The 20,111-nt window shown below is 65.7% G+C and carries 18 protein-coding genes and 1 rRNA gene; 5 read left to right on the top strand and 14 right to left on the bottom strand.

Going from position 1 to position 20,111, the window contains the following annotated elements; all coding sequences use genetic code 11:
• Nucleotides 1–420: 420 nt before the first annotated feature.
• The 9 genes from QUS11_09950 to QUS11_09910 form a co-directional block, all read right to left on the bottom strand.
• The gene (locus QUS11_09950; protein ID MDM7993619.1) at nucleotides 421–1,542 is read right to left on the bottom strand and encodes an ABC transporter permease; all 1,122 of its coding nucleotides are present in this window, start codon (nucleotides 1,540–1,542) and stop codon (nucleotides 421–423) included.
• A complete protein-coding gene (locus QUS11_09945; GenBank protein MDM7993618.1) occupies nucleotides 1,542–2,648 on the bottom strand; it encodes an ABC transporter permease in 1,107 nt (368 codons plus the stop codon). Before QUS11_09945 ends, QUS11_09950 begins: the two co-directional genes overlap by 1 nt.
• A 23-nt stretch (nucleotides 2,649–2,671) precedes the next feature.
• A complete protein-coding gene (locus tag QUS11_09940) occupies nucleotides 2,672–3,583 on the bottom strand; it encodes an ABC transporter ATP-binding protein (protein ID MDM7993617.1) in 912 nt (303 codons plus the stop codon).
• Nucleotides 3,576–4,505: an ABC transporter ATP-binding protein gene (locus tag QUS11_09935; protein MDM7993616.1), complete on the bottom strand. Its 930-nt coding sequence runs from the start codon at nucleotides 4,503–4,505 to the stop codon at nucleotides 3,576–3,578. Before QUS11_09935 ends, QUS11_09940 begins: the two co-directional genes overlap by 8 nt.
• Nucleotides 4,502–5,482 carry a biotin/lipoyl-binding protein gene (locus QUS11_09930; GenBank protein ID MDM7993615.1) on the bottom strand — a complete coding sequence of 327 codons (981 nt, stop codon included), beginning with the start codon at nucleotides 5,480–5,482 and terminating at the stop codon, nucleotides 4,502–4,504. Before QUS11_09930 ends, QUS11_09935 begins: the two co-directional genes overlap by 4 nt.
• A 1-nt stretch (nucleotide 5,483) precedes the next feature.
• Complete coding sequence (locus tag QUS11_09925) at nucleotides 5,484–6,095, bottom strand: TetR/AcrR family transcriptional regulator (protein ID MDM7993614.1); 612 nt, start codon at nucleotides 6,093–6,095, stop codon at nucleotides 5,484–5,486.
• 93 nt (nucleotides 6,096–6,188) lie between these two features.
• A complete protein-coding gene (locus QUS11_09920; protein ID MDM7993613.1) occupies nucleotides 6,189–7,592 on the bottom strand; it encodes a T9SS type A sorting domain-containing protein in 1,404 nt (467 codons plus the stop codon).
• Nucleotides 7,593–7,638: 46 nt separating this feature from the next.
• Nucleotides 7,639–8,979: a methylenetetrahydrofolate--tRNA-(uracil(54)-C(5))-methyltransferase (FADH(2)-oxidizing) TrmFO gene (gene trmFO, locus QUS11_09915; protein ID MDM7993612.1), complete on the bottom strand. Its 1,341-nt coding sequence runs from the start codon at nucleotides 8,977–8,979 to the stop codon at nucleotides 7,639–7,641.
• Nucleotides 8,980–9,038: 59 nt separating this feature from the next.
• A complete protein-coding gene (locus QUS11_09910; protein MDM7993611.1) occupies nucleotides 9,039–9,707 on the bottom strand; it encodes a transposase in 669 nt (222 codons plus the stop codon).
• 154 nt (nucleotides 9,708–9,861) lie between these two features.
• Between QUS11_09910 and QUS11_09905 the strand changes: the two genes are divergently transcribed.
• The 3 genes from QUS11_09905 to QUS11_09895 all read left to right on the top strand — a co-directional run bounded on the left by QUS11_09905 (nucleotide 9,862) and on the right by QUS11_09895 (nucleotide 14,736).
• Complete coding sequence (locus QUS11_09905) at nucleotides 9,862–11,640, top strand: AMP-binding protein (GenBank protein MDM7993610.1); 1,779 nt, start codon at nucleotides 9,862–9,864, stop codon at nucleotides 11,638–11,640.
• A gap of 232 nt (nucleotides 11,641–11,872) precedes the next feature.
• Nucleotides 11,873–12,130 (top strand): hypothetical protein, encoded by a 258-nt coding sequence (locus QUS11_09900; protein ID MDM7993609.1) that lies wholly within the window; start codon nucleotides 11,873–11,875, stop codon nucleotides 12,128–12,130.
• Between the two features lie 149 nt (nucleotides 12,131–12,279).
• Nucleotides 12,280–14,736 carry a tetratricopeptide repeat protein gene (locus QUS11_09895; protein ID MDM7993608.1) on the top strand — a complete coding sequence of 819 codons (2,457 nt, stop codon included), beginning with the start codon at nucleotides 12,280–12,282 and terminating at the stop codon, nucleotides 14,734–14,736.
• On the opposite strand, the gene QUS11_09890 is transcribed toward QUS11_09895, so the two are convergent.
• Together QUS11_09890 and QUS11_09885 are read right to left on the bottom strand one after the other, a co-directional pair.
• Complete coding sequence (locus QUS11_09890) at nucleotides 14,705–15,565, bottom strand: GNAT family N-acetyltransferase (protein ID MDM7993607.1); 861 nt, start codon at nucleotides 15,563–15,565, stop codon at nucleotides 14,705–14,707. The two genes, QUS11_09895 and QUS11_09890, sit on opposite strands and share 32 nt — an antisense overlap.
• Complete coding sequence (locus QUS11_09885; protein MDM7993606.1) at nucleotides 15,562–16,305, bottom strand: 4Fe-4S binding protein; 744 nt, start codon at nucleotides 16,303–16,305, stop codon at nucleotides 15,562–15,564. Before QUS11_09885 ends, QUS11_09890 begins: the two co-directional genes overlap by 4 nt.
• Nucleotides 16,306–16,632: 327 nt before the next feature.
• Between QUS11_09885 and QUS11_09880 the strand changes: the two genes are divergently transcribed.
• Both QUS11_09880 and QUS11_09875 read left to right on the top strand, forming a co-directional pair.
• Nucleotides 16,633–17,280 carry a hypothetical protein gene (locus tag QUS11_09880; protein ID MDM7993605.1) on the top strand — a complete coding sequence of 216 codons (648 nt, stop codon included), beginning with the start codon at nucleotides 16,633–16,635 and terminating at the stop codon, nucleotides 17,278–17,280.
• 243 nt (nucleotides 17,281–17,523) lie between these two features.
• Nucleotides 17,524–18,267 (top strand): hypothetical protein, encoded by a 744-nt coding sequence (locus QUS11_09875; protein MDM7993604.1) that lies wholly within the window; start codon nucleotides 17,524–17,526, stop codon nucleotides 18,265–18,267.
• A gap of 176 nt (nucleotides 18,268–18,443) precedes the next feature.
• Here QUS11_09875 and QUS11_09870 read toward each other — a convergent pair whose 3' ends face one another.
• The 3 genes from QUS11_09870 to rrf form a co-directional block, all read right to left on the bottom strand.
• Complete coding sequence (locus tag QUS11_09870; GenBank protein ID MDM7993603.1) at nucleotides 18,444–19,391, bottom strand: DMT family transporter; 948 nt, start codon at nucleotides 19,389–19,391, stop codon at nucleotides 18,444–18,446.
• A 28-nt stretch (nucleotides 19,392–19,419) separates the two neighbouring features.
• The gene (locus tag QUS11_09865; protein MDM7993602.1) at nucleotides 19,420–19,899 is read right to left on the bottom strand and encodes a C40 family peptidase; all 480 of its coding nucleotides are present in this window, start codon (nucleotides 19,897–19,899) and stop codon (nucleotides 19,420–19,422) included.
• An 84-nt stretch (nucleotides 19,900–19,983) separates the two neighbouring features.
• Nucleotides 19,984–20,100 (bottom strand): 5S ribosomal RNA (rrf, locus tag QUS11_09860).
• Nucleotides 20,101–20,111 lie beyond the last annotated feature (11 nt).

Below are 20,111 nucleotides of genomic sequence, written 5' to 3'. Positions count from 1 at the left end.
CTCGGGCGCCCTCGCCGGTTTCACTGTGCGCTTCGCGGAGTACGCCGTCAGCCCCTACTGCTTCGGCCAGCAGGAGGTCTTCATCCCGCTGGAGCTCCTTCGCCCCTGACTGGTGTGAGTTCCTGATCCGGCAATCCACTGTAGAGGCTCTTCCCGAGCTCACTGTCCGATCTATAGATGGATGATCAGAGCCGCTGTAGCCACTTACGACAGGTTCTGTCCCGTATGGTACCCCCGACGGGACTCGAATTCCGAAGCGGAATGACACTGTCAATCACTTCCAGGATTGAGTTCTTTATCGACCTCTGATCGCCTGGTCTTGCTGATCGAAGGCCGAGAGTTCATTCGGGAGATTAACCAGAGTCTCCTAGTTGGCTATTTACCCGATCATCGGATCAATGTTGAGGTTGTCGATCAAGGCTAGAGAGACTTGCGAAACCTCAGCATGGCGAGCGAGCCGAGGGCCGCGCCGATGGCGGCGAGGGCGGCGAACTGCGGCCAGAGCACGTCGAGCCCAACGCCCTTCAGGAAAATCCCGCGCACGATGACCAGCATGTGGCGCACGGGGTTCGCCAGGGTGGCCACCCGGAGGAATCCCGGCATGTTCTCAACCGGGAAGACGAAGCCCGAGAGAAGCACCGCGGGCATGATCACGAAGAAGACCGACAGCATGGCCTGCTGCTGGGTCCTGCTCATCGTGGAGATGAGCACACCGGCGCCGAGCGTGCTGACTATGTAGACGCACCCGCCGGCCAGCAGGAGGAGCACGCTGCCCCTCATCGGGATCCCGAACCAGGTGGCGGCGACGGCGGTGACCACGATTATGTCGGCAAGGCCGATCATTCCGAATGGCAGGGTCTTGCCGAGGATGAACTCCCACTTCCGCAGAGGCGTCACCAGAACCTGCTCCAGAGTGCCCGTCTCCTTCTCGCGCGAGATGGCCATGCTCGACAGCATCAGGGTGATGATCATCACTATCATCGCGATCACCCCGGGCACGAAGAAGAACCTGCTCTCGAGGCCCGGGTTGAACCACGCGACTGTCTGCAGGTCGACGGCTGGCGGGACGGGGACAAAGCCCGACGCGGCCGCTTCCTCCTCCAGCCTGCGCGAGGCGAACATGCCTGTCGCGACAGTCAGGTAACCGGCCACCACGCGGGAGGTCACCGCCTCCGAACCATCCGTGATTATCTGGATAGAGGTCCGCCTTCCCAGGACGAAGTCGCCGAACCCGTCGGGGATGACCAGGGCGGCGTCGACCTCCCCCCGGTCGAGAAGGTCGGCGAGGCCCTCTTCGCGGCCGGTGCCGACCAGGTCGAAAACGCCGCTGCCCTCGAGGGCCTCGGTCAGCATCCGGCTCTCGGCGGACATGTCCCTGTCCAGGACGGCCACAGTGGCGCCAGACACGTCCGTCGTCACCGCGTACCCGAACACGAGGGTCTGCAGTACCGGGACCACGAAGATCACCGTGCGCATCCGGGGGTCGCGGAAGGCCTGTATGAGCTCCTTCCGGACGATCGCGCGGAGCCGCGGGGACGCCATCAGTCGAGCCTCAGCCTGAGCCGGCGCCGTGCCACGGCCAGCATCAGGATGGTGAATGCGACGAGGGCGGCGGCATCCGCCGCCACCATGGCGAAGCCTCCGCCCTTGAGGAAGACGGCCTTCAGGCCTGCGACGATGTACCTGGAAGGCAGCAGCCTGCTGACGAGCCTGATGAACACGGGCATCCCGGAGATGTCGTAGACGAATCCCGACAGCAGGAATGACGGCAGGAACGATGTGACGATGGCGATCTGGCTCGCGAGGAGCTGGTTCCGTGCCGCGATGCTTATCGCGAGGCCCATGGCCTGAGCTCCCACGATGAACAGCAGCATGACGGCGGCCAGTGCCATGAGGTTGCCGCGCAGGGGCACGCCGAAGACGAGGGTCGCCATGCCCACGGTCATGGCAGCGTCGAGCATCCCCAGAGCGATATAGGGCAGCAGCTTGCCCAGGATCAGCTCCCCCGGCCTCAGGGGGCTCGCGGCAAGCTGCTCCATCGTCCCGTTCTCCCACTCGCGGGCGACGGTGAGGGACGTGAGCATCGCGGCCACGACCATCAGGATGACCGCCGAGAGGCCGGGGATGATGGCGTTGCGCGTCTCGCGCGAGGAGTTGTACCAGTTGCCCGTGCGCACCTCGACGATCGGCGGGGCCGGCGTGCGGCCGGGGACGGCGAACGAGGAGGCGATGCTCCGGGCATACATCATCGCCGCCATGGCCGTTCGGGAGTCACTCCCGTCGAGGATGAGCTGGACCCTTCCGGAACGCCCGGCCGCGATGCTGTCGGTGAATCCCGCATCGATCACGAGGGCGGACGAGATCTCGCGCCTGTCGATGGCATCGGAAAGGTCGTCGTAGTTCGCGAGTGGCCTGACCAGCCCGAAACCTGCCGATGCGTCGAAGGCCTGAACCAGAGCCCTGCTCTCCGGGGTGCGGCCCTGGTCCAGCACTCCCAGGGGCACCTCCTCGACGTCGAGCGACAGCGCCCAGCCGAACAGGATCATCAGCAGAAGCGGCATCGCCAGGCCCATGCCCATGCTGCGCGGGTCGCGGAGGATGTGGACGGCCTCCTTGCGGGCCACGGCGGCGACACGGCCCGGGTTCACTCCGCGTCCCCCGTTCTGCCGGATCATGCAGTACCCCGCACGAGCCTCACGAAGACATCCTCCAGGGTGGGTTCGATGACCCTCGCGGCACTCACGCCGGGGATGGCCGACAGGACAGCCGCCGAGGCGGCGGGACCGGCCGAATAGGCGTGGACTGCATCCCCGAAGAGGAAGGCCTCCTCGACGCCGGCCGCCTTCGACAGAGCGTCGAGCATGCCCGACGGGTCCGCGCAGCGGACTTCGACCACTCCCGGGCCGTATCCGCGCCGGAGGTCGCCCGGGGTCCCGGAGGCGACGAGCCTTCCTGCGTGGATCATCGCAAGCCTGCTGCAGAAGTCGGCCTCCTGCATGTAGTGCGTGGTGACGAACACCGTGACGCCGCTCCCGGCGAGGCCGTAGATGATGTCCCAGAACTCGCCTCGGGTGCGCGGATCGACCCCCGAGGTCGGCTCGTCGAGGAAGAGGATGCGCGGGTGGTGCATCAGCGAGCACCCGAGCGCCAGCCTCTGCCTCCTGCCGGGGTCGAGGGATGAGACCGCCAGCGGCTCGGACCCGGCCAGCCCCACTTCCGCGAGCACCTCTCCGATCCTCGCCGAAGCCTCCCTGCCGTCCAGGCCGTACACGCCCGCGAAGAACGCGGCGTTCTCGACCACCGTCAGGTCCCTGTAGAGCGAGAACCGCTGACTCATGTAGCCGATACCGGCCCTCACCTCCTCGGGCCGCCTGGCCACATCGATCCCGTCTATCACGGCCGTGCCGGAGGTGGGCCTCAGGAGCCCGCACATGATCCTGATGGTGGTCGACTTGCCTGCGCCGTTCGGGCCGAGGAAGCCGAAGACCTCTCCCCGCTCGACCGAGAGCGAGATCGAGTCGACCGCTGTGAACCGTCCGAAGCGCTTCACGAGCCTGTCGAGGAGCACGGCCGTCTCAGCCATGCGGATCCTCCCTCACCAGCCCGGCCAGGATGTCCTCCAGCGTGGGTTCGACGGCCTCGGGCGGGGAGAACGGGATGCCGGCCGCTTTCAGAGCACCGGAAGGATCATGGATTCCCTCGCTCTTCGCGATCAACCTCACCCTGTCGCCCCTGGGCTCGGCCCGGCATCCGGCACCGATCGTCTCCGAAAGGAGCTTCGCCGCCTTCCAGGGCTCGGGGGTGCGGATCTCGCTGACCGCGAGCCCGGAGGAGGAGCGCAGATCGGCCGGGCTGCCCCCGGCCTTCACCCTGCCGCGGTCGAGCAGGATCACCCTCGCGCACCTCTCTGCCTCGTCGAGGTAGCTGGTGGAGATGACCACGGTCACCCCGCCGCCGACGAGGTCGTGCAGGATGGCCCAGAAATCGCGCCTCGAAACCGGGTCGACGCCGTTCGTGGGCTCGTCCAGGAGCAGGACGCCGGGCGTGTGGATCAGCGCGCACATGAGTGCGAGCTTCTGCTTCATGCCGCCCGAGAGCCTTCCGGCCCTGCGCTTCATGAACGGGCCCATGCCGCTGAACTCGAGCAGCCGGACGGACCGCCTGCGCCGCTCGTCCGGCGCGACCCGGTAGATGCCGGCGAAGAAGGAGAGGTTCTCCTCGACGGTGAGGTCGTCGTAGAGGCCGAACTGCTGACTCATGTACCCGGTGCGGTCCTTGACCTCCCAGGGCGACTCGACCGTGTCGAATCCCATCACCCGCGCCCTGCCCGCGGAGGGCGTGAGAACCGTCGAAAGCAGCCGGAGGCATGTGGTCTTCCCCGAGCCGTCCGGACCCACGATACCGAAGATGGCGCCGGGATCGACCCTGAACGTGGCGCCCGCCAGGGCGTCGACATCACCGAATCTCCTGCCGAGGTCCTCCGCCTCGACGGCCGGAACGGTCATTCCGGCCGCTCCTCCAGCGGGATCGAGATGTCCACGGGCATGCCCGCCTTCAGGATGCCTTCGGGATTGGCCACCCTGAAGGTGAGCCTGTAGACGAGGCTCACCCTCTCCTCGCGCGTCTCCACAGTGGAGGGGGTGAACTCGGCCTCGTCGGAGATCGTTGCAAGGTGCGCCATGAGCGCACCTTCACCGAGGCCGTCGCAGGAGACGAAGGCCTCCTGCCCCAGCCTGAGTGACGCCATATCGGGCTCCGGCGCCCAGGCCACCACGTCCACCGTATCCATCAGGCCGAGGATGATCGAAGTGCCGCCGGCCGCTGCCATCTCGCCCGGCTCCACTGCGACAGTCAGCACGGAGGCGTTGCGCGGGCTCACCAGCACCGCGTCAGCGAGGCGCTCGAGGGCAAGGGCGTGGGCGGCCTCGGCGGCCTCGACCCGGGCTGCCGCGGCCTCGATGTCGCTCGTCCTGTAGCCTTCGGAGGCGAGGGAGTAGCCCTGGTCGGCAGCGGCCAGCGCCGCCTCGGCGAGCAGAAGGGCTGTGTGCGCGTTCTCCCATTCCCGCATCGACACCGCGTCGGCTTCGTAGAGAGCGTCGATGCGCGCATACTCGGAGCGGGCCAGGTCGACCGCGGCTTCGGCGCTCTCGCGCGAGGCGTACGCCTGTCCCACCTCCTGCGGGCGGAGGCCGCCCTCGAGACCGGCCTGGACTGCCCTGAGGGCTTCGAGCTCGGCAGCCCTCATGTCCGCCTCCAGGGCGAGCCGGACGGGGTCGAGCACGGCCAGCGTGTCGCCTGCGGCGACCCGGCCACCCTCCTCCGCCAGTACCGATTCGACCGTGCCGGAGACTCCGAACGCCAGACGGATGCTCGTGACCTCGACAGAGCCCGGGAGCTCGAGGTCTCCGGCACCTCGCCCGCAGCTGGCGGCCGCCGCGAGCATGACCGCAAGCGATGCTGATGCAATTTCCGCGTGCCTCATCTCATGCACCCTCCACAGAGAGGCCGTTCAACAGCAGATCGCAGAGCTTCTCGGTCATCTCGCCGGATTCCAGAGGCCCGGAGGGGTCTCCCCTCTCGGCGAGCCGCCGCCTGAACGGGATCCCGGCCGCGAGGAACATCACTGTCCCTGCCAGGAGGAACTGGGCGAATGCCGGGTCGACGGGCCTCAGCACGCCGGATTCGACGCCGCGCTCGACTATCGTGCGGACGAGAGAGAGAAGGTTCTCGAGCCTCTCCACCGATCCCTCGCCCATGTTCGCCCCGCCGCCGGCGACCTCGCGCAGGATGATCGCCGGAGCAACCGGATTGCTGAAGGTCATCGAGACGAAGCCCCCGACCGCTTTCCGGAGCATGTCGCGGGGATCGCCGCCTTCCTCGATGATCTTCTCGAGCATGGCCCTGCCCCGGGCCTGTATCGACCCTACGACGGAGTCGTACAGGGTCTTCTTGTCGCCGACGTGATAGTAGAGCATGGCCTTGTTGACGCGGGCCCTGCGGGCGATCTCCTCTACGCGGGCGCCGTCGAAGCCCTTTTCGGCGAAGACTTCGGCGGCGGCCTCGAGGATGGCCTCCCGGGAGGCAGTCTTCTGCATGGCTCTCCTCCGTTCAACCCTTTGGTTTAACCGAACATTTATATAACAGGTGTTCGTGACGGTCAATCCTCGTCCGGCAAGGATCCCGGCAGGTCAGTCGCCCAGGATGACCAGTTTCGAGGGCGGGCAGTCCAGTGTGGGGAGCCTGACGATGTAGACTCCGGCGGGGAGATGCCGCGCCGATCCCGGCGAGACGACTCCCGTAGCCCCCGGGGGGCCCTGCGGGGTGTCGACGGAGGCGACCAGGCGCCCGGCGGCGTCGTAGATCTCGAGAGGCAGCGGGCTCCCATCGTGTCCGGGGATGGAAATCGAGAACGACCCGTGCGCGGGATTGGGGGTCATCGCGAAGGCCTGCATCGAAGGCGAGCCTTCCTCGTCCCCGATGCCCGTCTCCGGGCAGAACCCGTCCGGATCGGTCTTGACCAGCCAGAAGTCCTCGTCCGTCGAGTCCGCCAACCCTCCGCAGAGGGCGAATCCGCCGTCGGGGGCCTGAACCACGCCCAGCCCGCGATTCATGAGACCCGGCGTCTCGTAGGTCCTCGTCCATAGGGTGTCGCCCGAGGCGTCGAGGTTCAGGAGCCAGGCCTCGTGGCCCCCCACGTTCCTCATCCCCGTGACGACGAGCCCGTCGCCGGCCGGCGAGCAGTTGTAGCACCAGTCGTCGTCCTTGTATCCGTAGGCCTCCGCCCACTGGAGGCCGAGGTCGGAACCGAGCCTCGTGATCCAGAAGTCGTAGGAACCGGCGCCGTATGACCTGCTGGTGCTGGAGACCGCGTATCCGCCAGAAGGCATCGCGATGATGCACCAGGGGTAGTCGAACGAGGCACCGCCGATGATCTCCGAGGCCAGGCTGTCGCCGTCCCAGTCGAAGCCGATCAGCCAGAGGTCGCCGTCTCCCGCCCCGTACGACAGCGTCTGGCCTGCCACGACGAAACCGTCGGGACCCGGTGCGATCCCGTATCCGCAGTCGTCGGCCGAGCCGCCGAGGATGGTCTGCCAGAGGAAACCGCCCGCGGAATCCACCCCAAGCACCCAGAGGTCGAATCCCGTGCCTGCCATGAGCCCCGTGCTGATGAAGCCCCCGTCCGGAGACTCGATGCTGCTGAAGAACGTCTGCGAGCCCGTCCCGCCATAGCTCCTCGACCACAGCGTGTCGCCCTGGGCGTCGATCCGGATGAGCCAGCCGTCGAGATCGCCCGAGGTCGTCGAACCGTAGCGGCCCGTGACGAGGTACCCGCCCGTCGAGACGGGGATGATCGAGTAGGCCCAGTCGGGACCGTACCCGCCGTATCTCCTCGACCAGAGCGTATCTCCGCCGGCGTCGACACTGACGAGCCAGGCGTCCGAACTGCTCCCGGCCCAGGAATCGGTTCTCCCCGCGAGGAGGAACCCTGTCGGAGTCGTCGTGAGATCGTAGGCGAAGTCGTTCTGTGATCCGCCCCATACACCCTGGAACGTGGATGAGGAGACCGCGAGGATGAGCAGGATGTGAGGCATCGCGTCCTTTCTTCGGGAAATACGGCGTGCGGGGACCGGGTCGAATCTAAGGCAGCACCGGCCGCCCGAGGAGATGCCCGGCGCCCTCGATCCAGCGTGTGAATGCCTCCCTGGCGCGTGCGGCGTAGGCGGCATTCCGCATCCTGGCAGGGGTACGGCCGGGGAGCGCGGGGAACAAGCCGTAATTTACGTTGCTGGGCTGGAAGTGTCTGAGCGGAGAGACCGTGGCATGCCTGAGGAGGCTCCCGAGCGCCGTCTCCGGCGGAGGCGGGGGGAGTTCCGACCCGAGGGCCTCGGATGCGGCGAAGAGGCCCGCCAGGATCCCGCACGCAGCCGATTCCACATAACCCTCGACTCCCGTGATCTGGCCCGCGAACGAGATCGACGGGTCGCGCACGAGGCGCAGGCTCCCGTCGAGCACGGCAGGGCTGTTGATGAAAGTATTCCGGTGCATCGACCCGAACCTCAGGAACTCGGCATCCCCCAGCCCCGGGACCATGCGGAGGACCCTGGCCTGCTCGGGATAGGTGAGCTTCGTCTGGCATCCCACGAGGTTCCAGGCTGTGCCGGAAGCGTTCTCGCGCCTGAGCTGGACGACGGCATACGGTCTTGCGCCGGTGGCCGGATCGGTGAGACCGACGGGCTTGAGCGGCCCGTGCGCGAGTGCTTCGGGGCCGGAGGCGGCGATGGCCTCGACGGGCATGCAGCCAGGGAAGTGCAGCTCCTTCTCGAAGGCCCTGGCCGGAACCTTTTCCGCTTCGAGCAGGGCATCCACGAAACGGTGGTAGGTGTCCGCGTCCATCGGGCAGTTGAGGTAGTCTCCGCCGTCGCCCTTGTCGTAGCGGGACTGGGGGAAGGCAACGGACCTGTCGATGGAGCAGTCGGAGATCACGGGCGCGATGGCGTCGTAGAAGTAGAGGTGTTCCGAGCCCGTCAGCTCGGCGATCCTGCGCGATAGGGCCGGACTCGTGAGAGGGCCGGTGGCAACGATCACCCTGCGGGAAGGCGGGAGATCGGTCACCTCGGCCCTCGTCACGGTGATCGCCCCGTGGTTCTCCACGAGGCTCTCGACCGCCTCCGAGAAGAGGGTGCGGTCGACCGCGAAGGCGTCTCCGGCGGGGACGCGGCAGCCCGATGCGGCTTGCATGACGACTGATCCAAGCTGGGACATCTCCCATTTCAGGAGGCCGACGGCGTTGTCGGGGTTCGATGACCGAAGGGAGTTGGAACAGACGAGTTCGGCGAGGGTTCCGGTGACATGGGCCTCGGTCTTGACCGCCGGGCGCATCTCGACGAGCACGCATGCGACTCCGGCGCGCGCCATCGCCCATGCCGCCTCGCACCCCGCCAGCCCTCCCCCTATGACAACCGGGGTCAGACTACTCACAAAACCGCCCTTCTATGTCGATGATGGTGAACTGATTACAGCCAGGGTCGATTTACAGGTTATCCTGTGAGATTTCGCGACAAGTGGGAGTTCCGTGCGAAAACGGCTCTGCCTGTCGACTCCTCGATTCTATGGCAAGTCTCCAGGGAGCAACAGGGCCGGCCGGTCTTCGTCTTTTCCCTGAGCATCGAGAAGTCGTCACAGTAGCCGTCGTTCAGGTAGTCGTGCCAGCTGCCGATGCACCCCGAAAGGGCCTCGTCGTCGCTCAGGGCGATTGGAGGCATCTTTCCGAGGAGATGGGCGCGCGCCGAGGACCACCTGTAGTTCGAGGCCCTCTCGACCATTCCGGCACGCACGGGGTTCAGCTCGACGTACCGGACGGCGTTGTAGAGATGCATCGCGTCGAGTGCGCAGGAGTAGAACCGCCCCTGCCAGAGATGACCGGTGTTCTGCCAGGCCTGGTTGGAGTAGAGGGCGTAGGCGGTGTGCATCCTGTGGATGGCCCTGGCGAGCGAATCGGCATCGTGAGGCACGAGTATGAAGTGGACATGGTTCGGCATGAGGCAGAAGGCCAGCACGTCGACTCCGGTCTGGGTCAGGTAGTGGTCGGCCATCGAGCAGTACTTCTGCAGGTCGAAGACGGTCCTGAACACCATCTGTCCACGGTTGCCCCGCTGAGTGACGTGATGGGGCAGATCCGGCACTACGAGCCTCGGATATCTTGCCATATCTTCAGTGTAGACCATCCGGACCGGGCATGTCAACAACCCTGCAGGGCGGTTTGTTAACGCAAAAGTAGCCTGACCCCATTGGCATTGGTCGAGCGGGCGGATATTATCGAATCCGTTGCATGCACCCCTGCCAGAGAGGTGAACGATACCGATGGCTTCACCGCGATCCGCCAGCCCCGCCAGGAAGAGGGTCATCCCAGGAGGTCCGCTGCACGAGGTCCCCGAGTACAGGAGCATCCCCGCGATGCTCCAGGCTTCGGCGTCCATCTACGGAGCCAAGAACTTCCTCTACGAGAAATCGCCCGATGGTGTATGGATCCCCACGACCTACGAAGCCTTCGCCCGCAACGTCGACATCCTGGCCCGCGCGCTGACCGACATCGAGAAGCGCCCCGTCGTGGGCCTCACCGGTGCCAACAGCGTCGCATGGGCCACCGTGATGCTCGCTACGATAAGGGCCGGCGGCGTCATAGTCCCCATCGACAAGGAGCTGCCGGCGCCCGAGATCCATACTATCCTGCACTACAGCGGCGCCACGATGCTCTTCCACGACGCCACGATGCCGCAGGACCTGCAGTCGTCCAGCCCCGGCAGGCAGATGCCCGTATTCCAGATGCGCTCGCCTGTCAGGACCGACACCAGCCTCGAGGCCCTCATGGAGGCGGGTGCCGCCTCGACGACAGCGCTGCCCATCGTCAACGGCGGCGACGACGTGGCGCTCATCTCCTACACCTCAGGCACGATGGGCGCAGCCAAGGGCGTGGTGCTCTCACACAGGAACATCCTCTCCGACCTCAGGCAGATGCTGCAGGCTGTCGGCCTCGTGCACGAAGAGGTCTTCCTGTCCGTCCTCCCGATGCACCATATGTACGAGTGCGTCTGCGGCTTCATGTGCCCACTCTGCCACGGCTGCACGGTCTACTTCTGCCGCGGCCTCCGCTACGTCGCGGAGGACCTGGCCGACGCCCACGCGACGCTCGTTCTCGGCGTCCCCCTGCTCTGGGAGAACATGTACCGCAAGATCCAGGACGGCATTGCAGCGAAGAAGGCGGGGCGCCTCAAGTTCCGTGTCGGCCTCTTCGCAGCGTCGATCGTCGAGAAGCTGGGCGACAGGGACATAAGGAAGAAGATCTTCTCGCCGGTTCACGAGAAGCTGGGCGGCCGCGCGCGGTTCCTGATCTCCGGAGGCGCCGGTATAGACGCCGCGGTCGTGGCCGGATTCAGGAAGATGGGCATGGAGATGCTCCAGGGCTACGGCCTCACGGAATGCTCGCCGATCGTGGCGGTCAATCGCGACACTGCCAACCGCACGGGCTCCGTGGGTCCACCGCTCCCCGAGATCGATGTAAGGATCGACGACCCCGACGAGCAGGGGATCGGCGAGATAGTCGTGAAGGGCCCGAACGTGATGATAGGCTACCACAACGCCCCCGAGATCACGGCCGAGGTCCTCTCGCGCGACGGCTGGTTCCGTACCGGCGACTACGGCTACCTCGACAGGGACGGGTTCCTGTTCGTCACCGGCCGCAAGAAGAACGTCATCGTTGCAAAGAACGGCAAGAACGTCTACCCCGAGGAGCTCGAGTCCAAGCTCTGCAGATCGGGGCTCGTGGCCGAGTGCATGGTCTTCGGCAAGGCTTCCGAACTCAAGGGCGAGGAGATCTGGGCGATCGTCTTCCCCAACCGCGACAGGCTGATCGCCATGGCCGAGGAGCAGGGCCAGCCGCTCACCGAGGAGTTCGCGGTCGATGTCGTCAGGCGTGAGATCAACGCGTTGAACGCCTCGCAGGCGATCTACAAGCGGATATCCAATTTCATACTCAGGGAATCCGAACTGCCCAAGACGACGACCAAGAAGATCAAGAGGGCCTCGACTCTCAGGGAGGCAGGACTCGGGCCTGTCAGGACCCACGGCGTGGCCGGCAGGTGATCTGCCGGGCGCATAGGGTGTTGACTTGACCGGGGGTGCCTCCTACCGTCTTTCAGTCTGGTTCAGATAGTCTTGTTCTGGGTCCGGCAGTACAGCCTCGTCAGAGTGCATGAGTCCTCCCAGCAGCAATGAGCCCTGAGTCCAGAACCACACGGTCCGGCGGAACGGTTCCGCCGTGCCGTGGAAGCGGGCGCGAGCCCGAAACCGGGGCGATGCCCTGGAAGGAGCCCAAGTGAGCAATAAGCTGTTTATCGGAGGACTCTCCTGGTCGACTACCGATGAATCTCTCGGCAAGGCCTTCTCCGCGCACGGAGAGGTCACCGAGGCCCGCGTCGTCATGGACAGGACGACCGGCAGGTCCCGCGGCTTCGGCTTCGTGACCTTCGCCTCGGAAGAGGCCGCCCGCGCCGCCAAGGCCGCCATGGACAACGCGACGATTGACGGCCGCAACGTCCGTGTCGACTTCGCGACCGAGAAGCCGGCCAGGTAGACCAGTCCATCCCTGTGGAGGGGGCGGTTCCGGCCGCCCCCTCTTCGTTACTCTTCCCGCCGCGGCTCCGCCGGAGTACATTCCACAGGAAGGTCACTTCATACGGAGGTCGCATCCTGGTCCCGGGCTCCAGAAGGCGCTTCGCGGTCATGTTCACCGACATCGTCGGCTTCACCACGATCATGGAGAGGTCGGAGACGGAGGCGCTCTCCGCCCTCGACCGCCATCGCCGCGCACTGGAAGGAGCGATCGCCAGGAACGGCGGGATCCTGATCAAGGAGATAGGCGACGGCACGCTCAGCATCTACGACTCCCCGGGCGGCGCCCTGAGAAGCGCCAGACACCTCCAGCAACGTCTCTCCGGCCTGCCGTTCAAGGTGAGGGTAGGGATCCACTGGGGAGAAGTCCTGGTCGGGGACGGCGACGTTCTCGGCGACACGGTAAACGTGGCCTCCCGCCTCGAAGCCCTTTCCCCGCCCGGCGGCGTCTGCGTCTCGGCCGAGCTCCTCGAGCGCTGCGCGGGCAGGAGGCCCTCCGCCCAGTCGCTCGGGATGAGGAAGCTCAGAGGACTCGGCAGGCTGATCGAGATCTACGCCCTCAGGGGCGACTCGAGACACTCGCTGCCGGTTTCGACGGACATCGACGGCGAGGTGGTCGGACCCGACATCTCCGAAGGCCATCCCTCGATCCTCATCACGACCCTCGACAATGCCGGTCCGAAGGAGGACGACTTCTACTGCTTCGGCCTCACGGCCGACCTCATCTCGGACATCGCCAGGGCGGGATCCATCAGGGTGGTCCCGATGACGACCATGCTCCAGAGCCTGGCCTCGGGAGGCTCGCCCGAGGCGGCCGCCGCCCGTACCGGGGTCCGATTCCTGCTCAAGGGCTCGCTCAGTAGCAGGGACGGCTCGTTCCATCTCTCGGTCGACCTCTTCGACACCGGATCGGGGGCCCTGGTCTGGATGGACTCCTGGGAGGACTCCCGCGAGGAGCTGAACTCCATCAAGGGGAAGCTTGCGGACGGGATCCTGAAGGTCCTGGGGGTGCAGCCGGGATCCTTCCCCGGCATCACATCCCCGGTCGGATCGACCTCGTCCGCCTACGAGAAATACCTCAGGGCGCGCTACATCTGGCGCACGCGCCACAGCACGGCGGACACCGCTGCTGCGAGAGATCTCCTGAAGGAGGTGCTCGCCGCCGACCCCGGCTTCACCCGCGCTCATCTCCTCCTCGGGGAGACCTACAGGGACAGCGGCTCGCCGGAGGAGGGGGTTCGCATCTTCGAGGAGGCCCTGGCTGTAGCGATCGAGGCCGGCGACGAGGCCGGCGAACTGCACTGCAGGAACGCACTCGCCATCTCGATGTGGCAGGCCTCGGAGACACCGGGGGCCAGGGAGGCATTCGCCCGTGTCGTCAGGATGGCGAGGCGCATCGGCGACAGGGAGGGCGAGGCCAAGGCCCTCAACAACCTCGGGCTCATGGACTGCGACATGGCGAGATACGGCAGCGCCATGGCGAACCTCGAGAGATCGCGCGCCATCTCCGTCGAGCTGGGCTACAGGGAGAACGAGGCCAACGCGACCTGCAACATCGGCCTCGTCCACCTGAAGAAGGGGCGCGACGCCCGGGCGATGGCCCGCTTCGAGGAGTCCTACGCGCTCATGGTGCAGCTCGAGAATGTCGCGGGGCAGTCGAACCTCCTGCGCAACATGGGGGTCATACTCGGCAGGACCGGCTCGTTCGACAGGGCCCTCGGGATCGCGGAGACGAGCATCGAGCTCTCGCGCAGCGTGGCCGACAGGATCGGCGAGGGCAGGGCCCTCGTCAGCGCAGGGAACTCGCTCTTCGAGATCGGCAGGTACGCGGAGGCCAGGGAACGCTACGTGCAGGCGCAGGAGATCCTCGCGGACCTCGGGGCCAGGGATGTGGAGGGAGTCGTCCTCACCAACCTGGCCGTGCTGGCGCTGGAGAGGAAGGACCGCGCCGGGGCCCTCCCGCTTCTCGAGAAGGCGCTGGACATCGCCAGGGAGTCGGGTGACGAGGAGGGGGAGACCGAGATACTCGGCCTGATCTGGAGCCCTCTCCTCCATCTCGGGAGGCTGGACGAGGCCATCGCATCCGCCCGGAGGGGCATCGAACTGTCGTCACGCATAGGCGTAGGCAGGTACAGGTCGGGAACCCGCCTCGGGATCGCCAGGGTGCTCCTTTCGAGCAATCCTTCCGCAGGTGTTCGCGCGGAGATAGAGGAACAGCTCTCGGCGGCGGTCCGCGAGATCCCGGGTTACGGGCGCGACAGGGCGAGGATATTCTGGAACCTCTCCCTGGCATATGACGATCTGGCTCACGCCACCCCTGACGAGGATGTCCGTGCCCGCATCGGCTCGATCGCGGCGGGTCTGCTCTCGAGGGCGGGCCGGAGCCTGGCCGATTCGGCAGGCAGGATCGCCGATCCCGAGGCCAGGTGCAGCTTCCTGGAGAACATCGGCGACCATTCGGATCTTGCCGATGCTAGACGGATGCTCCGCGGGCGCTCGCGCTCCCCCGAGGCCGTCCTGGAGGTGCTCCGGGGCTTCAGCTTCCGTTCAGGAACGCGATCTCGGTGAACCCGCCGGCGTACTCGTAGCCGATCCTCCGGTAGATGCTGTTCGAGACGGGGTTCGCGATGTCGGTGAAGAGGGTGCAGTAGGCGAGCCCCGAGTCCAGTTGCCGGCGGGACAGCGCGGAGACGATGCTCGAGGCGAATCCCCTCCCTCTCAGGGCAGGGGGCGTGTAGACGAGGTTCACAATCGCACCCCGTTTGGTGTTGCGGCCGGAGGCGGCCATGGAGACCCGATCGCCGTCGACCGTCCAGAAGTGCACCTCGCCCGATGCGAGAAGGCGCTCCGATGCCTCGCGGGTCACGTGCGGCTGCAGTTCGCCGAAGCAGTCGATGCAGAACGATCTCTCCCACTCCCAGAAGAAGTCGGAATCGCCGGGCAGGGCCTTCTCCAGGGAACCCGGGCCCGGTTCGAGCCTGACCTCGGTCAGGCCGTAGAGCCCCAGTTCCATCTTTATGGCCGGAGCGGTCTGCCTGCGGTCGCACCAGGCAGCCGCGAACGCCCTCGCAAGGCTGGCAGGACCCATCACACCCGGCAGGTCGACGCCCGACGAGATCAGCGCATCGCAGAGCATCAACAGATCGTCCCGGTCCCACCGCGGGCCCGAGAGCGGCACGATGTTCCGCCCCGGGGTCCTCACCGCTGCCCCCGCGAGGACATCGCCGTCCCGGGCCGCGTAGAGCAGGGTCTGCCTGTCGTCTCCGCCTGCATCCGCTAGCCGGCGGCAGATCGACAGGGGCAGGCAGTTCCGGATCTCCAGATCCATGTCCATCGGTCCGATGTCTGCGACGAGGGCCGCCGGATCATCGAAGAAGCGCCAGGCAGCCCGGGTCACTCAGTTCTCGATTCCTGCACGGAGCCGTCCAGGCCGATCCTGGTCAGCCTGACGGGGAAGGAGGCCCCTGCCTCGCCGCGCGCCGCGAGCACGAGCCTCGTGAGTGCCGAGCAGCAAGGAACCTGCATGTAGGCCACCTCGACCGACCTGATCCCGCGCGTGCGGAATATCTCCGTGAGCTTCTCGTAGTAGGGGCCGGTGTCGTCGAGTTTCGGGCATCCGACCAGCGTGACGCGGCCCTTCATGAAGCGCCTGTGGAAGTCGGGGAAGGCGAAGGGCGTGCAGTCGGCCGCTATGAGCAGGTCGGCCCCCTCGAGGAATGGTGCGGAAGGCGGGACCAGCGCGATCTGAACAGGCCACGCAGCAAGCTGGGAAGGGATCTCGACCCCGGAACCCAGCGGTGCGGAAGGAGCGAGGGCCCTGGCCGCGGCCGACGGGCATCCGCATGCCGGAGCCGCCTGTGCCTGGGCCTTCGCCCTGGCTGCAGCCTCGCGCTTCGCCATCTCCTCGGCCACGGCCTTCTCATCGAAGCCGTCGGCCTCGCGGGTCTCGATCGTGAGGGCTCCCCTGGGGCAGTCACCGATGCAGGCTCCGAGCCCGTCGCAGTACGACTCCTTCACGAGCCTGGCCTTGCCGTCGACTATCTCGATGGCGCCCTCGTGGCACGCCCTGGCACACTGCCCGCAGCCGTCGCACTTCTCCCGGTCGATCCTGATGATCTTGCGCGCCGCCCTGTCCATTCAACCCTCCCGCGTTGCCGAAGACCGATCTGCCGGAATATGGCGAGGGTCGGGCTCCCCCGCCCTTCTGGAACAGTCCGTGCCGCATCTCGACAGTTCCTGACAGAGGCAGACCGGCTGGCCCGTCTGCATAGCGCGTCTCATACCGCCATTGACATGCCGTCACAGCGCAAGAATGCTCGGGACGGAGTTCGAGCGCGGGGATGGGATCGTGCTTCCGGCGTATCGGACGGGTTTTGCAGCTGGAGGTTTGGCTTCGCACATGCTGATCCGGCAGTGCAGATCAGACCCGCAGGATGTGATCATCCTCACGGACGGAGGAGTACGATGAAGAGCACGCTCCTCGCTGCGACAGCCTTCATTGCATCGGGATGCATCGCGATCGGGTGCGTCGATTCGAGCGGTCCGGTTTCATTTCCGGTGCCGCCATCTGACATCGATCATCGTGGTGACAACGCATCCATCCCCATGATCACGAGCGACTCCTGCTTCCACAATGTGGCCATCCTGTGCGCACTGCAGTCCATGTACTACGGCACCTACAACTGCTATGCCGGCAGTATCCTGGATCTGTATGAGCTATATGGAGACACTCTCCGCTGCCCGTGGACTCTCGGTGTCTATGAGGTTGCATTCTGCTCGCCCGACAGTTACTTCGTACAGTGTCAGGAGTACCCAGTCCATCCCGGCGGCGGGCCTGGCACCTGCTGGAATCCCGACCAGAGAGCCGTCGTACACTGCAGGAGCCACATGATGTCCATCGCAACGATGGAAGCGATGTTTTATGGACAGTTCGACAGATATGGCACGATGGACGAAATGATAGAAGCTGGAATAGGCCCATATATGGCCTGCCCGGGATGCCACCTCGACTACATCATAGATCTCGGTCAGGAGACATATACACTGATCTGCCCGCTGCCTTCCTACCCCAACCACGGCAGCGTGGTAACCGGCGATCTCAGCTGGGACTGAATACTGATCACATATCATGACCATTGCGTCTTTGCGACTTCCATTTACCGGAGCTGCTATATGTGCGGATTCAATGATAGGCAGATGGCAAATGTCCGCAAACACAAGATTATTTGTGGTTCACAGTACGCATTCTTAGACATGTGATCGCATCAGCATTTTTGTTTGTTGGTTGTGTTGCAATGAGTTACTGCTGCATCTGAAGCATCTGAAACCAGGAATCGACCGAGGGGGATGCCCATCATGAGGAACGCGTTCTTGTCGCTTGCTGCATTGCTGATCCTGACTCTTTCCGCCTCCGCGGCTTCGCTCTATGCGGTCCAGGGCGACGTTCTCTACAGGGTCAGCACTGCGGACGGCTCCTGGCAGCCTCTGACAGAGAGCTGGAACGGCACCGGGCTGATGGTTTCGATGAACGGCATGCTCTACGCCATCCAGGGCGACGCACTGTACGAGGTGGATCCTGCGACCGGCTCCTGGCAAGCTCTCAGTGACAGCTGGAACGGGACTTTCGCGCTGGCGGCCGGCGGAGGGCACCTATTCGCGGCGCAGGGCTCCTCCGTCTACATGATCGATCCGGCCGACGGCTCGTGGACCTCGATCCCGGGTGACTATACCGGAGTCCAGCACCTCGCATGGGCGGGCAATGCCCTGATGGTAATCCAGAACGACGTCCTGTACAGGACTGATCCCTACTCGGGCGACTACGAAGCGCTTCCATCGACCTATGCAGGCACCACGGCGGCCACGGGCGATGGCGACTGCCTCTACGTCATACAGGAGGACGTGCTCTACTCGGTGAACGCATACAATGGCAGCTACTCGAGTCTCGGCGGAGGGTATTCCGGATCGACCGAGATCGCGGCCTGCGGCGGCTACGTCTACTGCGTATGGGAGGGCAGCCTGTGGAAGACGAGCACTGCTGACGGCTCCTATGAGCGGCTCGACAGCACATGGGAGGGGACCACGGCCCTCTGCATCCTCTGACGCGTCACACCGGGCTGCCGGCCTGCGAGGGGATCGCTCCCGGCCGGCTAGTCCACGAGGACAACCCGGGATGTCCGCTCCAGCGGGCCCGAACAGGCCCGGATCAGGGATGGGGCCCCAGTAGTCCCTCGCCCGTGCCCGTTAGTCGAACAGGTACGGGCTCAGGTGCAGCAGGGCTATGAAGCCGGTGAACCGGGCTTTTCGAGGATGCAGGGATCAGGTGGGACTCGAGGAGACCCGGTGGCTCTTCCGGCCAGAATGCCGGCAAGGATGAGCAGGCTCCCGGCTGCGAGCTTCCACAGCGACGGCCTCTCGTCGAAGAAGACCACCGACGCGGCCACCGACAGCGGGATCTTCGCGTTGTTGAACGCCGCGAGGACGCCGGGTGCCACCTTCGTTGCGGCCTGGTTCCAGACCATGAAGCAGATCCCGCTCGCCACGACCCCCAGATAGACGATCGATGCAAGCTGCGAACCGGACAGCGAAGGGACCGTGCCGGCCGCGGGGATGGCCCCGGGCAGCGTGGCCAGGAGCCCGCCCAGATACATCAGCCCGATCACCGAGACTGTCCGCGGGATAGGGAAGACCGAGGCGATCCTTCGGAACGCGACCTGCCCGGCCGCGAAGAAGACGTTCGAGAGCTGCACCAGGAGCAGACCGTCCAGGAATCCCGGGGATGACGGCCTGTTCCAGAGAAGGATGGCTCCGCCGGCTACTGCGGCAAGCGCTGCTGCCATCACGGGGATGCCGCCCCGGCGGCCGGCCAGCCGGTCGAACGCCACCACGAACAGGGGCGTGGTGACGGTGAGCATCGCGACCTCCCATGCCTCGAGGCTCCGGAAGGACTCGATGTAGACCGTGTACATGAGGCCGAACTGAACGGCCCCGGTGGCCAGGAGCAGCACGACGGCCCGGACGGGGAGCCTGCCGGTGCGGAGGAACGGCAGCATGACCAGACAAGCAAGCAGCATCCGCAGGCAGGCAACCAGCGACGGATCCACCCCTGCGAGCGATGACCGGATGATCCCGAAGGAGAAGGCCCAGACGAGCGAGACGGCGGACAGCTCGGTGATGCCCGAGCAGCCGCAGGTCACGCCGGATCCCCGCCCGGCGTCCCCGGTCATCTCCGCTCAGCCTCGGGTGCCGTTCGGGTCACGGCACGAAGCCTACCATCCGCCTGGCGGACGAGTACCTGCGCGCGTAGTTGGCCTGGGCGAGCTCGGTGACCACCACTCCCCTGTCCTGGTAGGACGACGAGTGGATGAAGAGCCCGTCGCCGAGATACATGCCGACATGCTTGGGGGATTCGAAGATCAGGAGGTCGCCCGGGAGAAGCGAATCGCGGGCCACCGTAACGCCCATCGATTCCATGGCGGTGACCGTCCTGGGGAGCTCGATGCCGTTCTCGGAGAAGACGCGGCAGATCAGGCCGCTGCAGTCGAACCCGTCGGGCCCGGTTCCTCCGTAGACGTACGGGGTGCCGACATACGACATCGCGTCGGCGATCAGGCTGTCGACCAGGACCGCGGCGGAATCAGCGGGCGCAGCGGCTGCAGGGCCGTCCAGTCCGCTGTCGGGGTCGAGGGTCATCGCGACGATCGTTCTCAGCGCGATCAGCGCGGCAACGAGCAATCCCGCCGTACCGTCTCCTTCGTGTCGATCATGCCGGGTACGAAAAAAGCCCCCGGGGCGCTATACCCCGGGGGCTCGATTTAGATCCGGCGACGTCCTACTCTCCCAGACGGTCTCCCGACTAGTACCATCGGCGCTGGAGGGCTTAACTTCCGTGTTCGGAATGGGAACGGGTGTGGCCCCTCCGCCATGGTCACCGGAAACTCCGGCGC

The organism is Candidatus Fermentibacter sp. (assembly GCA_030373045.1).
Taxonomy (GTDB): Bacteria; Fermentibacterota; Fermentibacteria; order Fermentibacterales; family Fermentibacteraceae; genus Fermentibacter.
Note: the sequence above shows the minus strand (reverse complement) of the source record. Positions and strands in the feature narration are given on the sequence as shown.